Here is a 20,097-nt window from a genome sequence, read left to right on the forward strand (position 1 = left end):
CGTGTACGCTCTTCCCCGAGGGGGCATCGTGAGGCCCCCGACCCGGCTCAGGCCCGGGCGCCGAGCCCTCGCTGACGCGAAAGCGGACGCGAGGGCCGTCGCCCTCCCCGGGCCGGAAACGCGAAGGAGCTCCGCGTGCCCACTCTGACCGTCCCCCTCATCATCGCTCTCGTCGGTGTCCTCGCCTTCGTCGCTCTCGGGATGCTGGTCATGTACGCCAAGTTCTACCGGCAGGTGGATCAAGGCAAGGCGCTGATCATCAACACGAGAGGCCAAGATCCCATCGTCACCTTCACCGGGACGCTGGTGATCCCGATCATCCACCGCGCCGAGTACATGGATATCTCGGTCAAGACGATCGAGATCGACCGGCGCGGCAAGGAGGGCCTCATCTGCAAGGACAACATCCGCGCGGACATCAAGGTCACCTTCTTCGTGCAGGTGAACAAGACGCAGGACGACGTGCGCACCGTCGCCCGGACGATCGGCTGCGCCCGCGCGTCGAACCCCGAGACGCTCGAGCAGCTCTTCGCCGCGAAGTTCTCCGAGGCGCTGAAGACGGTCGGCAAGCGGCTGAACTTCGAGGACCTCTACAAGGAGCGGCAGAAGTTCAAGGACGACATCATCGACGTCATCGGCAAGGACCTGAGCGGGTTCGTGCTCGCCGACGCGGCGATCGACTACCTGGAGCAGACGCCGATCGAGCTGCTCGACAAGGACAACATCATGGATGCCGAGGGCATCCGGAAGATCACCGAGCTCACGGTCGCGCAGAACGTGCTGACGAACGAGCTCCGCCAGAAGGAGCGGATGGAGATCGGCAGCCAGAACCTGAACTCCGACGAGGCCATCTTCCGCTTCGAGCAGCGCCGGGCCGAGGCCGAGGCGAAGAAGGCGAAGGAGATCGCCGTGGCGCAGGCGCGCGAGCAGAACGAGGCCGCCCGCATCACGAGCGAGGAGCGCAAGAAGACGGTGCTGCTCCAGGAGAAGAACGACGAGGAGGCGTTCATCGCGCGCGAGGCGAAGGAGCGCGGCGTCTCGGTCGCCCAGAAGAACAAGGAGCGGGAGGTCGCGGTCGAGACCGAGCGGGTCGAGAAGGCGCGGCAGCTCGAGATCGTGAGCCGCGAGCGCGACGTGACGCTCCAGCAGATCGCGCGCGAGAAGGAGCTGGAGCTCCAGAAGAAGGACATCGCCGACGTCATCCGGGCGCGGATCGCGGTCGAGAAGACGGTGGCCGAGGAGGAGGAGCGCATCAAGGACGTGCGCGCGGTGGCCGAGGCGACGCGCCTCAAGGACGTCGTGCGCATCAACGCCGAGGCCGAGGCGCAGGAGCAGCTCGTCAAGAGCATCAAGAGCGCCGAGGCGAGCGAGGAGGCGGCGAAGTTCCGGGCGCGCGAGAAGCTCATCACGGCCGACGCCGAGCTCGAGGCGAGCGACAAGGCGGCGCGCGCCAAGATCCGGATCGCCGAGGGCGTGCAGGCCGAGACGGCGGCCGAGGGGCTGGCGCGCATCCGGGTGAAGGAGGCCGACGCCCAGGCGATCGAGAAGCAGGGGTTCGCCGAGGCGCGGGTGACGCTCGAGAAGATGTCGGCCGCGGCCGCGGGCGAGGAGAAGCAGGGCCTCGCGCGGGCGCTCGTGAAGGAGGCCGAGGCGCAGGTGATCGAGAAGCAGGGGCGCGCCGAGGCGCTCGTCGCGAAGGAGCGGCTGCTCGCCGAGGCCGCCGGCATCGAGCAGAAGGGGCTCGCGGCCGCGAGGACGCGCGAGGCCGAGGCGCTGGCGCTCGAGAAGACGGGCCTCGCCGAGGCGACGGCGATCAAGCAGCGGCTCCTGGCCGAGGCCGCCGGCACGGCGGAGAAGGCGGCGGCGATGAAGGCGCTCGACGGGGTCGGGCGCGAGCACGAGGAGTTCCGGCTGCGGCTCGAGAAGGAGCGCGCGGTGGAGCTCGAGGCGCTGCGCATCCGGGCGGAGATCGCGCGGGCGCAGGCCGAGGTGCTGCGGGGCGCGTTCGAGCAGGCGAAGATCAACATCGTGGGCGGCGACGGGGCGTTCTTCGACCGCTTCGTCAAGGCGGTCACGCTCGGCCAGTCGGTCGACGGGATGGTCGACCAGAGCGCCACGGTGCGCGCGCTCGTCGGCGACTACCTGAACGGCAACGCGAGCCTGCCCGACGATCTGAAGCAGCTCGTGGCCCACCCCGCGCCCCTCGGGCGGCCCAAGGACGGCACGCTGTCCGGGATGCTCACGTCGCTCCTGCCGGGCGCCGACGACGACGGGAAGAAGAAGATCGAGGCGCTCGCCCAGAAGGCGCGGGAGCTCGGCCTCGACGATCTCGTCCAGCCGCGGAGCCCGCGGGCCTGAGGGGCACGCGGCCGGGGCGCTCCCCGCGCCCCCCGAACCTTCCCGATCGCGCAGCCAGCGAGCAGCAGGAACACGACGGGCCGCCGGTTGAATTTCAATTCAGCCGGCGGCTGTCGGAAGCCTCCGGGTTGAATTTCAATTCAGCCGGCGGCTGTCGGAAGCCTCCGGGTTGAATTTCAATTCAGCCGGCGGCTGTCGGAAGCCTCCGGGTTGAATTTCAATTCAGCCGGCGGGCTCCCGGCAGCCCCCGGGTTGAATTTCAATTCAGCCGGCGGCTGTCGGAAGCCTCCGGGTTGAATTTCAATTCAGCCGGCGGGCTCCCGGCAGCCCCCGGGTTGAATTTCAATTCAACCGGCGGCTGTCGGAAGCCTCCGGGTTGAATTTCAATTCAGCCGGCGGGCTCGCGGCAGGTGGTGGGGGAGTTCCCCCACCCTGCCGGGATGATGGAACCGCCAAGACGCCATGAGACGCCAAGATCTTTGTATTTTCTTGGCGTCTCATGGCGTCTTGGCGGTCCACCCGCCCCACCCTCGGCCGAGGTACCCCACGGGCTCCGGGCAGCCCCGGGGTTGAATTTCGACGTCCATGAATTCGAGCAGGGACGGCGGCGCTGTGCCGCCGCGCGGTCAGCGCCCTGGAGCTGACCGGCTCAGAACGGCCACACGATGCCAGGGGCCTCGCCGCTCGACGGCAGCTCGGCGTACGTCGTCGGCTCCGTGCCCGCGAGGAACACCTCCTCGAGCGCGCCCGCGGCGCCCGGCAGCGCGAGCCCACCGGTCGCCGGATCGATCGGCACGCGCACGAGGCCGTCCGGCGGCGCGGCGAAGTCGGTGCGCGGCCTCGCCTTGTGCGCCTCCTGCATGAACGCGATGAAGGCCGGCAGGGAGGTCGCGCCGCCCGTCTCGCCGGGGCCGAGCGGAGAGGCGTCGTCGTGGCCCGTCCAGACGGCGCACGCGATGTCGGTCGAGTACCCGACGAACCACGCGTCCTTCGCGGCGTTCGAGGTGCCCGTCTTGCCCGCGACGGGCGTGCTCATGGATCGCGCGCGCTTGGCCGTCCCCGACTCGACGACCGAACGCAAGAGGCTCGTCACGATGTACGCCTCGGCCTCGCCCATCACCTGGCGCGCCGGCGCCGCGCCGGGCAGCGGCACCGGCTGGCCGCCCGGGCCGACGATGCTGCGGACGAGCACGGGTTCGCGGTACGTGCCGCCCGCGGCGAACGTGTTGAAGGCAGCGACCATCTCGAACGGCGTCACCTCATAAGCGCCGAGCGCCAGCGACAGGTCCGCGCCGAGCTTCGAGGTGATCCCCAGCGATCGCGCCCACGCGACGACCTTGGCCGGCCCGAGCTGCTCGAGGGTCCACACCGCGGCCACGTTGACGCTGTTCGCGAGCGCCTCGCGCAGCCGGCGCGGCGACTGTCCGTCGCTCTCGTCGTAGTTGTCGGGCCTGTATTTCCCTCCGAGCGCGGCCGGCTGGGTCTCGAGGATCGACGCCGCGGTGAACGCCCGCGTGTGGATCCCGTAGCTGTACACGATCGGCTTGAACGTGGAGGCGGGCTGGCGGCGCGCCGACCTCGCCCGGTTGAGGGCGCCGCGCACGGCGTCGTAGCCGCCGACCACCGCGAGCACCTCGGCCGTCCGGACGTCGAGGGCGACGAGCGCGCTCTGGGGCCCGAGCGCGAGCTCCAGCCGCCCGCTGCGCGGGTCGCCGCCGGCGAAGGTGACGCGCACGACCTTGCCGATCTCGGCGAACTGGCTCGGGGGCAGCTTGCGTGGGTTGTAGCGCGCCGCCCTCTCCAGCTTCACGACGCCTTCCGCCGTGCCCACGCGCACGGTGAGCGTGCCCGCCGCGTCGTCCGCCTTCGTGACCACGCCGTTGTACACGCGCTCGCCGCCCTGCGCGGGCGTCCCCTGGAAGGGAGCCGGATCTCCCTTGCCGCGCTTCAGCGGAGCGACGAGCCCGCGGCGCGCGGCGTACGCGTCGAGATTGCCGCGCACCGCCGCCCTCGCGGCCGCCTGCAGCTTCGGGTCGATCGTGGTCGTCACCGTGTACCCACCGCGGCTCGCCTGCGGGCCGGCCGCGGCGACCAGCGCGCGCTCGACCTCGGCGACGACCTCGGGCGCCAGCTCGGCAGCGGTCTCCGGCGGGGGGGCCAGCACGATCCCCTGGCGAGCGGCGGCCTCCACGTCGGCGCGCGACGCGAACCCCTTGTCGCCCAGCTGCTGGAGCACGTAGCTGCGCCGCTCCTCGGCGCGCGCGAGATCGACGCGCGGAGAGTAGATGCTGGGCCCCTTGACGAGCCCCGCGAGCAGGGCCGCTTCGGCGAGCTGCACGTCTCGAACACTCTTGCCGAAGTAGTACCGCGCGGCTTCCTCGACGCCGTAGCGCCCGTGACCGAAATAGATGTCGTTGAGGTAGAGCTCCAGGATCTCGTCCTTCGTGAGCTCCTGTTCGATGCGGCGCGCGAGGATCAGCTCGCGGATCTTGCGCGCGAAGGTGCGCTCCGGCGTGAGGAGCACGTTCTTGATCACCTGCTGGGTGATCGTGCTGCCTCCCTGGCGCGCCTGCGCCGACCGCAGGTTGACGAGGAGCGCCCGCAGGATACCCACGTAGTTCAGCCCCTCGTGCTCGTAGAAGCTCGCGTCCTCCGCGGCCAGGACGGCCAGCGTCATGCTCCTCGGCACCACGGAGATCGGGACGACGGTGCGTCGCTCGACGAAGAGCTCCGCGAGCGGCGTCCCGTCGCGCGCGAGGATGCGCGTGACCTGGGGCGGACGATAGCTCCTCAGCTCCGAGGTCCGCGGCAGATCCTGGCCGTAGTACCAGAGGAGCGCCGCAAACCCGAGGAGTCCGAGGCTGAGCAGCGTGGACGCGGCCATGACGATGCGCCACGCCCACCGCCGCAAGCGTCGTTTCCAGTGCGCTTTTTGCCGGTGCGGAGGCGGTTGCTCCCGCGCTCGGCGGGCCGCCACGGCGCCTCGAAGCGCGCTCGCCAGCCCCCGCAGCGCCGACGCGATCCGACCAGCAGCGCCCGCGGGCCGCCGCGCCGGCGGCGCGCCTGGCGCGGGCGGCTGCGCAGGGGCCTGCGGCGGGCGCACCCATAGCTGTGTCGCCGGCTCCTTGTTCTCCGCATCGTCACGGCGGGTATCCGCGCCCTCGTGCGAGGTGGACACGAGGTCGTCACGACGGCCGAACCGGTCCCTATCCATCCATGATCTCCGCGGAGCGGCGGCCCGAGCGCGCGGGTCGTGGCGCCCTCATCGCCGACGCCGTGAGCGCGGCGCACGAGCGCGACGCGACGATCAGCCGGGGCACGGGGCCCCGCACACCGTGACGTTGCCAGGACAGGTCTCCATCTGCCCGAGACACGCGCCGATGACGCACTCGGCGCCAGGGGCGCAGTACACGATGCAGGGGGCGCCCGTGATGCAGTTGATCGAGCAATCGCCTTCGCACCAGATGTTGTACATCCCCGATCCGGTGCAGTTCACCAGCGCGTCTCGGCGCGCTCCGATCTTGCAGACGGTCCCGTCCTGACATTCAATCTGGCACGCTTCGTCGCACACATGATGGCAGTCTCCCGCCTGCATACAGCTCGTCCGCTGCGACGCGCCGGGAGCTCCCTCGGGGCCGCCGCTCGGCGGGCCAGGGCGGAGAGACCCTGTGTCGCCCCTCTTCCCGGGGCTGAGATCCGGAGCCTTCGCGAGGAGGCGATCCGCCGGGACGGCGGGGCCCCTGGAGGGCGCCGGGGCCGCCTGCTGCGCGCCGGTCGCGGCCGATGATCTCGCGTCGGAGTCGACGTGCACCGCGCTGAAATACACGGCGGCGAGCACGCCTGCGGCGAGCAGCGGGAACGCCAGCACGGCCCACCGCAGTCTCCGTCCACCTACCGTGGTCGCCGTCCACTGCGTCGCCTGGGTGAACGCCGTTCCGGCCGAGGAGGGGGCATGAGCCGGAGCAACCGCCGATCCGCCGCCCGGGGCGCCCTGCGCGTTCGATGCGCTCCGGTCGCTGGCAACCTGGACGTCGCGGCTGGGCCGCCCCATGCCGCCTGCCGGCGGCGGCGCGGGGCGCAGATCGCCGGCGCCGGAGACGCGCACCGACGCGGCCGATACCGGTGCGGCCGATGATGGGACGAGGCCCTGCGGCGCCCACACCGTCGTGGCGGTGCTGAGCGAATCTGCCGCGGGCGCGGGGGCGCCGAACCGCAGGGCGAAGGCCGGCGGCCGACCGGCCAGGACCGCGCGGATGTCCTGCTGCATGACGGTCGCGCTCGGGTAGCGCTCGTCTCGATTGAACGCGAGCGCTCGATCGACGATGGCGCACACGCCCGGCGGCGTCTCCGGGGCGACGCTCGCGAGCGGCGGCGCAGGCAGCGTGGCCATCTTGACGACCAGGTCGGTGTCGGAGCTCGCCTCATGGATGCGCCTCCTGGTGATCAGGCGAAACATCGTCGCTCCGACCGCGAACACGTCGGCGCGCGCGTCGACCTCGTCGCCTCTGACCTGCTCCGGCGGCATGTAGGCGACCGTGCCGAGCGTCGTTCCGGTGCGCGTCCGGACGAAGTCGCTCGCGGCCTGCCTGACGCGGGCGACGCCGAAGTCGAGCACCTTCAGGCGCCCGTCGCGCGTGCGGAACAGGTTGTCTGGCTTGATGTCGCGGTGGATGATGCCGTGCGCGTGGGCCGCTGCCAGCACGTCCAGCAGCCCGTCGACCATGACCAGGAGCTCGGCCATGTCGATCCCACCCAGGCGCCTGGCGCGCGTGGCGATCGACTCACCGTCGAGCAGCTCCATGACGAGGAACGGGCAGCCGTCCGCGGTCGCGTCGATATCGTGGATCTCGACCGCGCCGGGATGCACGAACCGGTTGACGGCCTGCGCTTCCTGATCGAACCTCGCACGCAGCTCGGGCATGCGCGCGATCTCGGGGTGAAGGATCTTGATCGCATATCGCCGCCCGATCCTGTGCACGCCGACGTAGACAGCGGCCATACCGCCCGAGCCCAGCAGTCGCTCGATCGTCCACTTCCCGCACAGCACCGAGCCGACCCTGCGCTGCAGTTCGAGTTCGTCCATGTCCGGTATTCAGCTCTCGCGGCGGGAGCCTGCCTCACAACCCATGGCCTTATCCCAGAGGCGGTATCCTACACGACCCACCGCGGTCTCGTCTACCCACGACGGGAGCATGCGCTTGTGCCGCCCCGGGTGCGCCGCCGGTCGAGGGCGGCCGAAGGACGGCCCGCGAAGCGAGCAGACTCTTGGCTCGCCCGAGGTTTATCTCTTCATCTCACGGGTTCTTCGTCACGTAGACGAGGCCCGCGAGGCACATCTCGTCGAGCGTGCTCTCGCCGAGGTGCACGTCCACCGGGGCCGGGAGCTTCTGCTCCTTGAGCGCCTTCGCGAGGAACGGGTTGCCCATGGAGTTGTCGTACACGCAGCGCATCGTGAGCAGATCGCCCCCGCGGAGCCGCGGGAGATCCTCGATCGGCGCGTCGTAGTAGAAGGCGCGCTGCCACGCGAAATCCCACTTCGGCGTGTGCACGAGGCACTGCTCCCCGGGCTCGCCGGCAGAGGGCGCCTCGGGCTCGAGGGTGACCTTCATGTCCTTGCCGACATAGTGCATGTGCGTGGCGGCGCCGTAGAGGCGGACATCCGCGTCGGACACCGACGCCGGCAGCCGGAACTGCATCGTCTCGACGTGATCCGTCGCGCCCGCGGGGATCAGGAACTCGACCCCGTCCGCGTCGCTCGGCCCGGGGAGGAGCCCGCCCCCTTCCTCCAGCGGAGACTCGAAGTTGCCGATCAGCGCGAAGCCCATCAGGTACTCCGGCACGCCCTGCGTGAAGCGCATCTGCACGCGCGTCGTGTCCGGGTCGGCCGTCGTCCCGGCCGGGTGGTAATGCACCTGCATCACGAGCCGCGCGCCCGCGGGGATCTCCGCGCCGATGTTCGGCTCGAGCTCCATCGGCACCGCCCCCGGCGCCCACGCGGCGAGCAGCCCGCCCGAGAACCCGGGGCTGCCGAAGCAGTCGTATTCCCCGTTCTCGTCGGCGAGCTCCGCGGACGCGCCCTCCGTGTCGAGGAACACGAGCGCGTGGTGCACGACCTTGCTGTTGCCCGGAACGATGTGCACGCCGTTCATGTACCGCGTCTCCGTCAGCCCGGGATCCATCACGAAGCACCGGAACTGGTCGGCGTCGCCGCTCGACACGAACGGCGCCTCGGGCGCGACCTCGAGCTCGACGCCGGGGAGCCCGGGCGCCTCGGGCACGAACGGCGGCGGCGCGTCCGCAGGATCGCCCTCGGGGCTGCCCGCCGCCGCCCACGCCTCGAGCATCGCGATCTGGTCCTCGGTGAGCCGGAGGTCGTCCTTCCAGCCGTGCGGCGGCGCGCACGCCTCGCTCTCGACCGCGCCCCACGGCGGCATGGTGCCCTCCCGCGTCGAGCGCGCGATGAGGTTCGCCACCGAGCGCGCCGCCTCGTACGTCGTCAGGCTGAACGGGGCGATGTTCCCGGGGGAATGGCAGCTCATGCAGCGCTCCTGGAGCAGCGGCTCGACGTCCCGATGGAACGTCGGCGACGCCGCCGTGGGGCCGGGCGCCTCCTCGCCGGAACAACCGAGGATCAGCGCCGGGACAACCCCGAGCAGCGTGAACACGCCTGATGTCGAATGTCGCATGGGACTCCTTTTCAATCGCGCCCGCCGCGCAGGCGCGCCGTCGGGGCCACGAATGCCTCATCGCGAGGCAGAGAGCCGTCCCTGCCGGCCCCTCGATATCGTGTGAGACGGCTCACTATATGGTGCGGCGTGCCGAAGGTCGAAACAGACCGCGGCACGGGCCCGATAGTTCCAGGACAGAAGCGCTTCGGCGGGAGAGGAGCACTGTCCCGGCGGTGAGGTGCGCGCCGCGTCCGGCGCGCGCGAGACCTGTGGACAGTGTGAGTGCCATCGGGTCCACTCGTCTCATGGCGCGCGACAGGAAGTTTCTGCGTCCTCGGCTCGTCTTCGCCCCGCTGGCCGTCCGGATGACGCCCCTGGTCCCGGTGCTCGCCTTGCTCGCCTCGCTCGCCGCGGCCGGCTGCGCGGGGGGCTCCGAGGTCACGACACCGGAGCCTACCGGGTCCGGCGGCGCGTCGGGCAGCGGCGGGAGCGGCGGCGCGGGCGGCGCTGGCGGCGCGGGCGGCGGCGGCGGCGACGCGGGCGGCGCGCCGAGCGGGAAGCTCGAGCTCTGCGTGCTCAACGACGGCGGGCCGACGGGCGCGTGCGCGAGCCCCGAGGTCCTCGACTTCGAGGCGGTGCCCGCGGGCAGGCAGCGGACGCGCCTGTTCCGCGTCGAGAACCAGACCGCGGAGACCGTGACGTTCACCGGGGCGACGATCGCCAGCGCCGATTTCGCCATCGAGCCGGTGCGCTACGAGCCCGACCCCGGGAGCCCGGGCGCCTTCACGCGCGCCGTGGCGGAGCTGCCCGCGGAGGCCGCGCCGGGCGGCGCGCTCTACTTCGAGGTGACGTTCACCTCGACGGGCGTCGCGGGGCCGCTGCCCGCCGACCGGGTGACCGTCGAGGCCGACCTCGGCGACGCGCGCGCGCCCGATGTCGTCGTGCCGGTCATCGGCCGCTCGAACGGCTGTCCCGTGGGGACCGCGGCCTGCGACGACGAGCCGGACAACGGCTGCGAGACCGACCTCCTCACGAGCGCGGCCCACTGCGGCGCGTGCAGCCAGCTCTGCGTCTCGCCGAACGGGACCACCGGCTGCATCGACGGCATCTGCACGGTGTCCTCGTGCACGACCCCCCACGCCGACTGCGACGGCAACGCGCTGAACGGCTGCGAGACGAACCTGTTGAACGACGCCGAGTCGTGCGGGGCGTGCGGAACGAGCTGCCTCAAGGAGCACACCGAGGCGTTCTGCAACGGGGGCAACTGCAACATCATCGGCTGCGCGGAGGACCACGCCGACTGCGATCTCGACGCGCGGACCGGCTGCGAGACCGACCTCCTCACGAGCACGGCGCACTGCGGCGGCTGCAACGTCGCCTGCGACTTCGCCCACGCGAGCGAGACGTGCGCCGGTGGAGAGTGCGTCTTCGGGGCGTGCGACGCGGGCTACGCCGACTGCGACGGCGACCTGACGAACGGCTGCGAGGCGAACCTCGGGGCCAGCCTCGACCACTGCGGCGGCTGCGGCACCCGGTGCGGCTACCCGGGCGCCGCCGAGGCGTGCCTCGCCGGCGTCTGCGTGCTCGTCGCGTGCGAGCCGGGCTTCGCGGACTGCAACGCGATCGCGGCGGACGGGTGCGAGGTGAACACGGCCAGCGATCTCGCGAGCTGCGGCGGCTGCAACCTCGCGTGCGCGCCCGCGAACGCGTCCGCGGCGTGCCTCGCCGGCGTCTGCGTGACGGGCGCCTGCCACGACGGCTTCGCCAGCTGCGACGGCGACGCGGCGAACGGGTGCGAGACCGACACGCGAACGAGCGTCGATCATTGCGGCGGCTGCGGCGTGGCGTGCGACCTCGCGAACGCCGCCGAGGCGTGCGTGCTCGGCGAGTGCGGCCTCGTCGCCTGCAACGCGGGCTTCGCGAGCTGCAACGGCGTCGACGCCGACGGGTGCGAGGTCAGCGTCGCGTCCGATCCGGCCCACTGCGGCGCGTGCGGCGCGGACTGCGCCGAGGCGATGCCGAACGCGATGGTCGGGTGCAGCGCGGGGGCGTGCACGTTCGGCGGCTGCCTGCCGGGGTTCCACGACCTCGACGGGTCGCCCGCGAACGGCTGCGAGTACGCGTGCACGCCCCTGAGCGACGAGGACCTGCCGGACGACGCCTTCGTCGACGCGAACTGCGACGGGATCGACGGCGACGCGAGCCTCGCGATCTTCGTGGCGGCGACGGGGCGCGACGCCAACCCGGGGACGCGGGAGGCGCCGAAGGCGTCGGTGATGGGCGGCATCAACGAGGCGGTGCTGGCCGGCAAGACGCAGGTCTACATCTCGCAGGGGACGTACACGGGCCGGGTCACCCTCTCGAGCGGCGTGTCGCTCTACGGCGGCTACGACGCGGCCGCCGGCTGGGCGCGCTCGGCCGCGTCGATCGCGGAGATCCGCTCGGGGAGCACGACCGGCGGCCACGTCACGGCGGTCGAGGGCCGGAACATCAACGCGCCGACGACGCTCGACCGGCTGACGATCCGGACGCCGAGCACGGCGCTGGCCGGCGCGTCGAACCACGCGATGCGGTGCGTGAGCTGCACGGGGGTGACGCTGAGGCACAGCCGGCTCGAGGCGGGCAGCGGCGGGCCGGGCGCGAACGGCGCGAACGGCGCGGCCGGGACGGCGGGCGGCAACGGCGCGAACGGCGAGGTGGGGAGCTGCGACGGCGCCGGCACGCGCACCGGCGGCGCGGCGGGCGCGTCGAGCTGCGGGCGCGCCGGCGGCAAGGGGGGCGACGGGGGTCGCGAAGGGGGGAACGCGGGCAGCAGCGGCGCGAACGGCTCCGGCGGGGCGGCCGGCGGCGCCGGGGGCTCGCCCGGGGACGACGCCAGGGCCGGGCGGCCGGGCAGCAACGGCGCGAACGGCGCCGCCGGCGCGGGCGGGATGAACGGCACCGGCGGCACCGGCGGGCAGGTCACCGCCAACCTGTGGCAGGGCCGGGCCGGGAACGCGGGCGCCGCGGGCACCGCTGGGCACGGGGCCGGCGGCGGCGGCGGCGGCGGCGGCCAGGGCGGCGTCCTCACGAACAGCGGCGCCGGCAACGGCGGCGGCGGCGGCGGCGCGGGCGGCTGCGGCGGGAGCGCCGGCGTCGGGGGCGGCGCGGGCGGCGGCTCGTTCGGCCTGTTCCTCGTGAGCTCGACGGGGTTCCAGCTCGTCGCCAGCCAGATCTCGAGCAGCGACGGCGGCGCCGGTGGCCGGGGCGGCAGCGGCGGCAACGGCGGCGCCGGCGGCAACGGCGGCAGGGGCGCGACGGAGTGCACCGGCGAGGTCGGCGCCGGCGGCAACGGCGGCGCCGGCGGCCGAGGCGGCAGCGGCGGGCACGGCGGCGGCGGCGCGGGCGGCGTCTCGTACGGCCTCTACCGCGTCAACACGTCGGTCTCGACGACGGGCAACGTCCTCGCTCACGGCGACGGCGGCGCGGGCGGCACCTCGCCGGGCAACGCCGGCGCCACGGGCGCCTCGGGCAACGTGTTCTGAACGGTACGGCGAGCGGCGACCCCGGCATCGCCGGCTGAAGCAATCCGCCTCCGGTCCTCCCGCGCCCCGGCCGGCGCCGGCACGGACTCCCCCTGTCGTCCGGCTGCGATCGGAACGACCACCGGAGCGCTGGCGTCGCGGGACAGGATCCGCGGCACGTCACCCCCGCAGCGCGCCAGCGGGTGGTGGGGGAACGCCCCCACCCTTCCGGGAGGATGGAACCGCCAAGACGCCATGAGACGCCAAGATTTTTGTGTTTCTTGGCGTCTTGGCGGTTCAAGAGACCCCACCTGCGGCCGAAGTACCCCACGACCCCGTGACACAGGTTGATGCTCGGCTCCGCGACACGTCACGGGCGTGCGGCGCGCGCCGCAGGTGACGCGAGCGCGGCGCCCGAGTCGTGCTCATGGGGTGACACCGCCGCCGAAGCTGACGATCAACAACCGAAGATATCGATGCACACGCGAACCATGGGAACGAGGGGGCTTACCATGACCGGGACAGCGGCGTTGTTCGGCGCGCTGCTCGGGTGCGATGGGCTTGACTGGAAAGGCGGAGTGACGTCGAGCTCCGCGCATTTTCGTTATCACGCGCGAGAGGGCGACGAGCACGCCTGCGTCGAGGTCCATGACGCGCTCGAGCGCCACCTGGAGATGATGACGGAGTACCTCGAGATCGAGTGGCCGGGCGACGCCATCATCGATTACTACAAGTTCCTCGACCACGACGACTACCAGGACAACTCCGGATGCCCGGAGCGGAGCGGCGGGTGCTTCGGGTTCGGCGCCGTTCGCGCGTCGCAGGCCTTCGATCCTCATGAGCTGATTCACGCCTACACGGTCACTGCGTGGGGCAACAGCACGCCGATGCTCGTGGAGGGCATCGCGGTGGCGCTCTCGTGCTCGCCGTGGGGCCTGATCAACCGGAGCCGGCGGTGGCAAGACGCCTTCTCGATGGCCGCGGAGGCTCGGGAAGACGGCTACGTCCTCGCCGGCGCGCTGGTGACCCACCTGCTCACCGAGCACGGCGGCGTGAAGAAGCTCCGGCAGCTCTACGAGAGCCTCTCCGTGGGCAGCCTCGAGCTGTCCGTGCAGGCCGCGTTTGAAGATGTCTACGGCGTCGACCTCGACACGGTATGGTCGACCCTGCTCGAGCGCCCCGAGATCCCCGCCTGCCTGCCCCTCTGGGCCTGCGCGGCCGACGAGCTCGCGGCGAGCGACGAGGTGGGACCGACGTGCGCGGGCTCCGGCGAGCGTGTCTTTCACATGGATGCGCCGAGCAAGCTCGTGACGGAGGGGCTACGCCTGCGCGCCGTCGCGTGCGATGGCAGCAGCATCAACGTCCGCCTCAGCGGGGGTGTCGACGGCGGCGCGGTTCGAGGAGAGCACTGGCTGCCCGCGCTCGGAAGACGGTTCGCGCTCACCCGGATCGGCGCGGGATTCGACATCGAGCATGGCCACACGCCCACGCGCACCGAGCTCCAGGCGGTGCCGCCGTGGTCCTCGGCGGCTTGCGCCGAGCTCGACCCGATCCGGCTCCGCTCGGACACGGTGACCACCTTCGTCATGCCGGAGGCCGGTCAGCTCGTGCGCGTGAGCGCCGACCCGGAGGAGCGGTTCGGCGTACTGGCCCACGGCGCGCAGCGCTGCGACGACTGCGGCGGAGAGGGCTGCACCGACCTTGTCGGGTACACCTCGCTCCCAGGGCTGGACAGCGCGATCTTGCGGATGCGCCAGCCGCTCTATCTGGGCGTTGTCAGCGTCACGCCCGAACCGTTGGCGAGCGGCGCGCGCTCGACGCAGCCCTCGGCCCAGGATCGCTAGGTCCTCCGCGGCTCGATCACCGCGCTGGGCGTCCTCGTCGGGGAAGAGGCACATCACCTCGACGACAATGATCCCAGGTCTGTGATGATTCTCACCCTGGCCAGGATCCGTCCATCCAGATAAGGTCGGAGCGAGGAGGTTCTCCATGCGCACGCATCGACCTGTCTTGCTCGCGGCGCTCCTGTCGGCCGTCGCCGTCGCGATGTCCGCCGTACCCGGATGCGGGGACGACGGGGCGGGGGCGAGCAGCGGAGGCCCGGAGCCGACAGGCAGCGATTTCCTCACCAGGTATGCAAAGGCCCTCTGCGACCGCACGTTCGCGTGCTGCGACGCGGCCACCCGCGCCGCGCACGGCCTGGACGCGAGCTCCGCCGACGCGTGCGCCTCGACGTTCGAAGCGCTCCTCGCTGGCATCGGCGCAGGCGAGGTGAAGGGCACCTTCGTCCCGGAAAAGGCGGAGGCGTGCCTCGCCGAGGTGGGCGCGGCCCCCTGCGCCGAGCTCCAGATCCTTGGCGTGCTGCTCGGGGTGGACGACGAATACACGCCATCCTGTCTCGATGCGTGGGACGGCTCCGTGCCCGAGGGCGGGACGTGCAACACGGACTGGGACTGCGCCCGGGACCGCTGCGTCCACACCGTCGATGCGAGCGGGCAGAGGACGTCGGCGTGCACGGCGAGGGCGGCGGCCGGAGAGCCATGCTCGTCGGCGTTCGACTGCGACGAGGCGCTCCGGTGCGACCAGCCCTCGCCGCCCAGCGCGGGGACGTGCGCGCCACGGCTCGGCGTGGGCGGGGCATGCAAGGGGAGCTCCGACTGCCAGGAGGAGCTTCGCTGCGGCGAGGACGACACGTGCCAGACGCGCGAGCAGGCGGGCGGCCCCTGCACGTCGGACGAGGACTGCGCGGCCGGCACGACGTGCGACGGCGCAGCGTGCGCGCCGCTCGGCGCCGCCGGCGCGCCCTGCACCTCGAGCTGGGACTGCGCGTCCTCCGCGTGTGTCGATGCGACGGGCACCTGCGCCGACGTCTGCAAGGGCAGCTGACCACGGCGGCGCGCCCAGCGCTTTGAGGAGCGCCGACTCCGCCGCTCCCTATTTCGTGGCTTGCTCGTTCGCGTAGGGGTTGAGCTCGTTCGTGTAGACGCGGCTCAGGGCGATCTCGCCCGGCTCGAGCTCGCCGCTCTTGACCATCCAATCGATCCAGATCTGAAAGTCGCGCTCCGCGATCAAGCCGCCCTTGCCGGCGACGCCGTAGCTGCGCCAGAACTTGATGGCCGAGTCCTCCTCGTTCCGGCCGCGCTTCTTCATCAGCGCGATGCAGCGCTCCACCACCGTCTCGCGCGGGGTGCTCCGGGCCCACTCGATGGCCCTGGCGGTCGCCTCGACGAAGCGCCGCGCGGTCTTCGGGTTTTGCTTGATGAAGCTGGTCTTCATCACGTAGCTGCCCGCCGTGAACTTGCCGTAGAGCTCGTAGTCCGAGAACAGCGGACGGACGCCGCCGCGCTCGAGCGCGCGATCGCGGTAGATGTCGCCGAGCGACGCCACGTCGACCTGCCTCTCGCGGAGCAGCTGCTCGCCGTTGACCGGCGGAACGACGAGCAGCGTGACGCGCCGGGCCTCCTCCGGCGTGATCTGGTTCCGCGACAGGAACTCCTTGACCATGAACTCGCTGTGAGCGCCGAGCGTGTTCATGGAGATCGACCTGTCCAGCAGATCGCGCGCGGTGCGCAGCGGGCTGTCGTTCAGCACGTAGAAGCCGCTCTGGCGTTGCTCGTCGACGCCGTAGTACCCCACGACGGCGACGATGGGCGCCTTGGCCGCGATCAGCTTGATGACGGCGCCGTTGAAGGCGCCGCCAAAGTCGGTGTCCCCGGTGACCACGGCCTGCACGCTCTGCGGGCCGCTCACCGTGCTGCCGACGAAATTCAGGCGGATCGGCGCGAGGTAGCCGAGATCCTCCGCGAGCTCGATCGGCGACACGGTGCCGTTGTTGCCTTGATAGCGGAGCTCGAGCGTCTCGAACTCGCCCTCCGGTCCGGCGGCGGAGGCGCGCGACGCCTCGCCGCGCGAGCAGCCCGCCGCGCCGCACAACGCCAGCAGGGCGAGCAGAAAGACCGCAGGCGACCCGGCGCGGAGCAGGCCAGGTAGAAAGGAACGCGGAGGAGCCATATCCGTTATACTGGACAAGCATCCGCTAAAATGCAAGACTCCCCGACCAACATGTCCTCCAGCGCTCCGCCCGTCTCTTTGCGCATGTTCCGCGTGGCCGTGCTCGACGACTACCAGCGCGTGGCGCGCTCGCTCGCGGCGTGGGACACGCTGGGCCCGGGCGTCGAGGTCGAGTTCTTTCACGATCACGTGGCCGACGCGCGAGCGCTCGTGGAACGGCTGGCGCCGTTCGACGCCATCGTGGCCATGCGCGAGCGGACGCCGTTCCCGCGCGCCGTGCTCGCCGCGCTCCCCAGGCTGCGCTTGCTGGTCACCACCGGCGCACGGAACGCCGCCATCGACGTGACCGCCGCGCGCGAGCTCGGGGTGGTCGTCTCCGGCACCGGAGGTCTCCCCTACCCGACGGCCGAGCTCACCTGGGGCCTGCTGCTCGCGCTGGCGCGGAACATCCCGCGCGAAGATCGCGCGGTGCGCGCCGGCGAATGGCAGACGAGCCTGGGGGTCGGCCTCTCCGGCAAGACGCTCGGGCTGCTCGGGCTCGGCCGGCTCGGCGCGCAGGTCGCCCGCGTCGCGCTCGCGTTCGGCATGCGCGTGACCGCCTACAGCCAGAACCTCACGCGCGAGCGCGCCGCCGAGCACGGCGCGACGCTCCTCCCGCTCGACGAGCTCCTGGCGGGCGCCGACGTTGTCAGCATCCACCTGGTGCTCTCGGAGAGGACGCGCGGGCTGCTCGGGGCGCGCGAGCTCAACCTGCTCAAGCCCGGCGCGCTGCTCGTGAACACCTCGCGCGGCCCGATCGTCGACGAGCCCGCGCTGATCGAGGCGCTCACGAGCGGTCGGCTCGCGGGCGCTGCGCTCGACGTGTTCGACACCGAGCCGCTGCCCGCGGAGCACCCCCTTCGCCGGCTGCCGAACACCGTGCTCACCCCGCACCTCGGCTACGTCACCGAAGAGACGTACCGCATCTTCTACCGCGACGCGGTCGAGGACATCGCCGCGTTCCGCGCAAACCAGCCGGTGCGCGTCCTGTGATCCTGCCAGGTCGCGGCGGCCCGACGCGCGCGGCGCTCACGCGGGCGCGGGCTCGCGGCCTCTGTCGATCCCCGGTGCGCGCGGGTAGAGTGAGCTCTCGACAAGGAGCTCTCGATGGGTACGCGTCTGGTTCGTGGTTTCCTCGGTTCGGGTGCGGCGCTTCTGACCCTCCTCGCGGCGAGCCCGGCGGCCTTCGCGGCGACGCTCGCGGTCGGGCCCGGCAAGATGTACGCGACGCCCTGCGAGGCCGTGTCTGCGGCGGCGGACGACGACATCATCGAGATCGACGCGGCCGGCAGCTACGACGGCGACGTCTGCGCGATCCCCCAAAACGGCCTCACCCTGCGCGGCGTGGGGGGGCGCGCGAAGATCGACGCGGCCGGAAGGAGCTCCGGCGGCAAGGCGATCTGGGTGATCCAGGGCGATGACACCGTGGTGGAGAACATCGAGTTCAGCGGCGCCACGGTGCCCGATCAGAACGGCGCCGGGATCCGCCAGGAGGGCGCGAACCTCACGGTGCGCGGGTGCTACTTCCACGACAACGACGACGGCATCCTGGCGGGTGACAAGCAGGGGAGCACCATCCTCATCGAGCACACCGAGTTCGCGAACAACGGCTTCGGAGACGGCCAGTCGCACAACCTGTACATCAACCGCGTCGACAAGCTCATCTTTCAGTACAACTACTCGCACCACGCGAAGATCGGTCACCTGCTGAAGACGCGCGCGCGCGAGAACCACATCCTCTACAACCGCCTCACGGGCGAGGACGGGAACAACAGCTACGAGATCGACGTGCCGAGCGGCGGCAAGACGATCATCCTCGGCAACCTCATCCAGCAGGGCCCGAACACCGACAACAGCGGGATCATCACCTACGCCGTCGAGGGCGCCTCCAACCCGAGCACGTCGCTCTTCGTCGTGCACAATACGTTCGTGAACGATCGCCAGAACGGCGGCACGTTCGTGAACATCGCCAGCGGCGTCGCGCCGGCGATCGTGCGCAACAACATCTTCGTCGGGCCCGGGACGATCGTCACGCAGCAGGACGCGGTGCAGGAGGGCAACGTCCAGGGGGATGCGATGTTCGTCGACAAGGCGGGCTTCGACTACCACCTGCGGATGGGCTCGCCGGCCGTGGGCCAAGGTGTTGCGCCGGGGCAAGCCGAGGGGTTTGATCTGACCCCGAGGTATCACTACGTGCACCCCGCGAGCGCCGTCGGCCGCATGACGGTGGACACCATCGACGTCGGCGCTTACGAGCTCAACGGCGATGTCGCGGGCAGCGGCGGCACGGGCGGGGACACGCCGGGCAGCGGCGGCACGGGCGGGGGCACGCCGGGCAGCGGTGGCACGGGCAGCGGCGGCACGGGCGGGGGCACGCCGGGCAGCGGTGGCGCTGGGGGCGACACCCCGAACGGCGGCAACGACGCCAGCGCGGGCGACGAGGGCGGCTGCGGCTGTCGCGTGGCCGGGGCGGACGGCGGCGCGGGGGCAGGCTGGATCTCGTTGGCTGCGCTCGCGTCGATCGCTGCCCTCCGCTCGGCACGCAGGCGTCGCCGCTGACCTCTCTCGGGAAGAGCAGCTCGTCGTCCTGTCCGTGCCCTGGCCCTCGCTGCGGATGGCGAGGGCCCCTCGCGGGCGCCGGAGCGCAACACGCCGCGGCTCACTACAGCCTGCTGCTGCAATCCTCGATCTCCGTGAACCAGGCGGGAGCTTCGGATTCCCCTTTCACATACCTGCCGATGGGCGTCACCGTCCCGTCCGGGGTCGTCGAGAAGCCGAAGTACACGTGGTCCGAGCAGCCCGCTATGCAGTCGTCGCCGCTGGCGAGATCCAGGACGTACCTGTACTCCTCGCCGTCGATGCTCAGGCATGCGTCGGAGCCGTCTCCGGACAGCCCAGCCACTTCCGTGGACGCGACCTCCGGCAGCTTCGCGTACTCCCGCGCAAGCATCTCCACGTCGAAGTTGCCGTCGAAGCGGAGGATGGTGACCGGAAGATCGAAGTTCCTGACCGAGGCCACTCCGTAATACGCATTGAGGCAGTCCCACGCATGGTAGGTACCGGCGTCGATCGCCGCATCGCCGGCCCTGGTCCAGTTGATCCCCAGCTCGACCTGCGAGCGGTGCGCGCCGGAGATGCCGGCGACGTCCGGCTCCATGGCGTGGATGGCGGCGAGATCACGCTTCACCCGCTCGTAGACGTCGAGGGGCGCGATGAACGACCTCGTCGCTTCCCGGGCGAGCACCTCGGCCCCGAGGTCGTCCATCGGGGTGAGGGCGAGCTCCTCGGGTGTCGCGAGTCGCTCGAGCTCCGGGCACGCGGGGCTGTCGTCGCCCCCTCCGCTGCCGCCGCCGCCATCGCCGCCGATCACCACGGGATCGTTGCAGCCGTCCCCCTTGGCGCCGGTGAGCACCGGCAACGCGATCAGCGCGAGTGCCATGACGACACGATGTTTGCTGAAAATTTGCATGGTCATGTGTCTCCCTGAATGAGATCTCAGTGAACCGGCCGCTTCCCGC

General features: G+C 71.6%; 11 protein-coding genes. 6 read left to right on the forward strand and 5 right to left on the reverse strand.

Features of this window, described 5'->3' with window-relative positions:
- Positions 1 to 135: 135 nt before the first annotated feature.
- Positions 136 to 2,358, forward strand: a complete 2,223-nt coding sequence (locus WMF24_RS28435) for a hypothetical protein (protein ID WP_437730545.1) — start codon at positions 136 to 138, stop codon at positions 2,356 to 2,358.
- A 649-nt stretch (positions 2,359 to 3,007) separates the two neighbouring features.
- Here the strand turns inward: WMF24_RS28435 and WMF24_RS28440 are convergent.
- The 3 genes from WMF24_RS28440 to WMF24_RS28450 form a co-directional block, all read right to left on the reverse strand.
- Entirely contained in the window at positions 3,008 to 5,242 is a 2,235-nt protein-coding gene (locus tag WMF24_RS28440) for a penicillin-binding protein 1A (protein WP_437730546.1), read from the reverse strand.
- A 423-nt stretch (positions 5,243 to 5,665) separates the two neighbouring features.
- Entirely contained in the window at positions 5,666 to 7,441 is a 1,776-nt protein-coding gene (locus WMF24_RS28445) for a serine/threonine protein kinase (RefSeq protein ID WP_437730547.1), read from the reverse strand.
- Between the two features lie 211 nt (positions 7,442 to 7,652).
- Complete coding sequence (locus tag WMF24_RS28450) at positions 7,653 to 9,044, reverse strand: hypothetical protein (RefSeq protein ID WP_437730548.1); 1,392 nt, start codon at positions 9,042 to 9,044, stop codon at positions 7,653 to 7,655.
- A gap of 287 nt (positions 9,045 to 9,331) precedes the next feature.
- Here WMF24_RS28450 and WMF24_RS28455 point away from each other — a divergent pair, with 287 nt between their 5' ends.
- The 3 genes from WMF24_RS28455 to WMF24_RS28465 all read left to right on the forward strand — a co-directional run bounded on the left by WMF24_RS28455 (position 9,332) and on the right by WMF24_RS28465 (position 15,415).
- Positions 9,332 to 12,550 carry a hypothetical protein gene (locus WMF24_RS28455; RefSeq protein ID WP_437730549.1) on the forward strand — a complete coding sequence of 1,073 codons (3,219 nt, stop codon included), beginning with the start codon at positions 9,332 to 9,334 and terminating at the stop codon, positions 12,548 to 12,550.
- A 557-nt stretch (positions 12,551 to 13,107) separates the two neighbouring features.
- Positions 13,108 to 14,373: a hypothetical protein gene (locus WMF24_RS28460; protein WP_437730550.1), complete on the forward strand. Its 1,266-nt coding sequence runs from the start codon at positions 13,108 to 13,110 to the stop codon at positions 14,371 to 14,373.
- A 145-nt stretch (positions 14,374 to 14,518) separates the two neighbouring features.
- A complete protein-coding gene (locus WMF24_RS28465) occupies positions 14,519 to 15,415 on the forward strand; it encodes a hypothetical protein (protein WP_437730551.1) in 897 nt (298 codons plus the stop codon).
- Between the two features lie 48 nt (positions 15,416 to 15,463).
- Here WMF24_RS28465 and WMF24_RS28470 read toward each other — a convergent pair whose 3' ends face one another.
- Positions 15,464 to 16,540, reverse strand: a complete 1,077-nt coding sequence (locus WMF24_RS28470) for an ABC transporter substrate-binding protein (protein WP_437730552.1) — start codon at positions 16,538 to 16,540, stop codon at positions 15,464 to 15,466.
- 84 nt (positions 16,541 to 16,624) lie between these two features.
- Here WMF24_RS28470 and WMF24_RS28475 point away from each other — a divergent pair, with 84 nt between their 5' ends.
- Positions 16,625 to 17,572 (forward strand): D-2-hydroxyacid dehydrogenase family protein, encoded by a 948-nt coding sequence (locus WMF24_RS28475; protein ID WP_437738867.1) that lies wholly within the window; start codon positions 16,625 to 16,627, stop codon positions 17,570 to 17,572.
- Between the two features lie 114 nt (positions 17,573 to 17,686).
- On the forward strand, positions 17,687 to 19,138 hold the full coding sequence (locus tag WMF24_RS28480) for a right-handed parallel beta-helix repeat-containing protein (RefSeq protein ID WP_437730553.1): 1,452 nt from the start codon (positions 17,687 to 17,689) through the stop codon (positions 19,136 to 19,138).
- A 103-nt stretch (positions 19,139 to 19,241) separates the two neighbouring features.
- Here the strand turns inward: WMF24_RS28480 and WMF24_RS28485 are convergent, their stop codons facing one another.
- Positions 19,242 to 20,018 (reverse strand): hypothetical protein, encoded by a 777-nt coding sequence (locus WMF24_RS28485; RefSeq protein WP_437730554.1) that lies wholly within the window; start codon positions 20,016 to 20,018, stop codon positions 19,242 to 19,244.
- Between the last annotated feature and the right edge of the window lie 79 nt (positions 20,019 to 20,097).

Origin of the sequence: Sorangium sp. So ce1335, from assembly GCF_051521615.1 — a bacterium.
In the GTDB taxonomy this organism is placed as follows: Bacteria; Myxococcota_A; Polyangia; order Polyangiales; family Polyangiaceae; genus Sorangium.

Coding starts and splice junctions, on each gene's coding strand:
- WMF24_RS28450 (WP_437730548.1), bottom strand. CDS start 9,044: ATGCGACATTCGACATCAGGCGTGTTCACGCTGCTCGGGGTTGTCCCG.
- WMF24_RS28485 (WP_437730554.1), bottom strand. CDS start 20,018: ATGGCACTCGCGCTGATCGCGTTGCCGGTGCTCACCGGCGCCAAGGGG.
- WMF24_RS28465 (WP_437730551.1), top strand. CDS start 14,519: ATGCGCACGCATCGACCTGTCTTGCTCGCGGCGCTCCTGTCGGCCGTC.
- WMF24_RS28440 (WP_437730546.1), bottom strand. CDS start 5,242: ATGGCCGCGTCCACGCTGCTCAGCCTCGGACTCCTCGGGTTTGCGGCG.
- WMF24_RS28470 (WP_437730552.1), bottom strand. CDS start 16,540: ATGGCTCCTCCGCGTTCCTTTCTACCTGGCCTGCTCCGCGCCGGGTCG.
- WMF24_RS28475 (WP_437738867.1), top strand. CDS start 16,625: ATGTTCCGCGTGGCCGTGCTCGACGACTACCAGCGCGTGGCGCGCTCG.
- WMF24_RS28445 (WP_437730547.1), bottom strand. CDS start 7,441: ATGGACGAACTCGAACTGCAGCGCAGGGTCGGCTCGGTGCTGTGCGGG.
- WMF24_RS28455 (WP_437730549.1), top strand. CDS start 9,332: ATGGCGCGCGACAGGAAGTTTCTGCGTCCTCGGCTCGTCTTCGCCCCG.
- WMF24_RS28480 (WP_437730553.1), top strand. CDS start 17,687: ATGGGTACGCGTCTGGTTCGTGGTTTCCTCGGTTCGGGTGCGGCGCTT.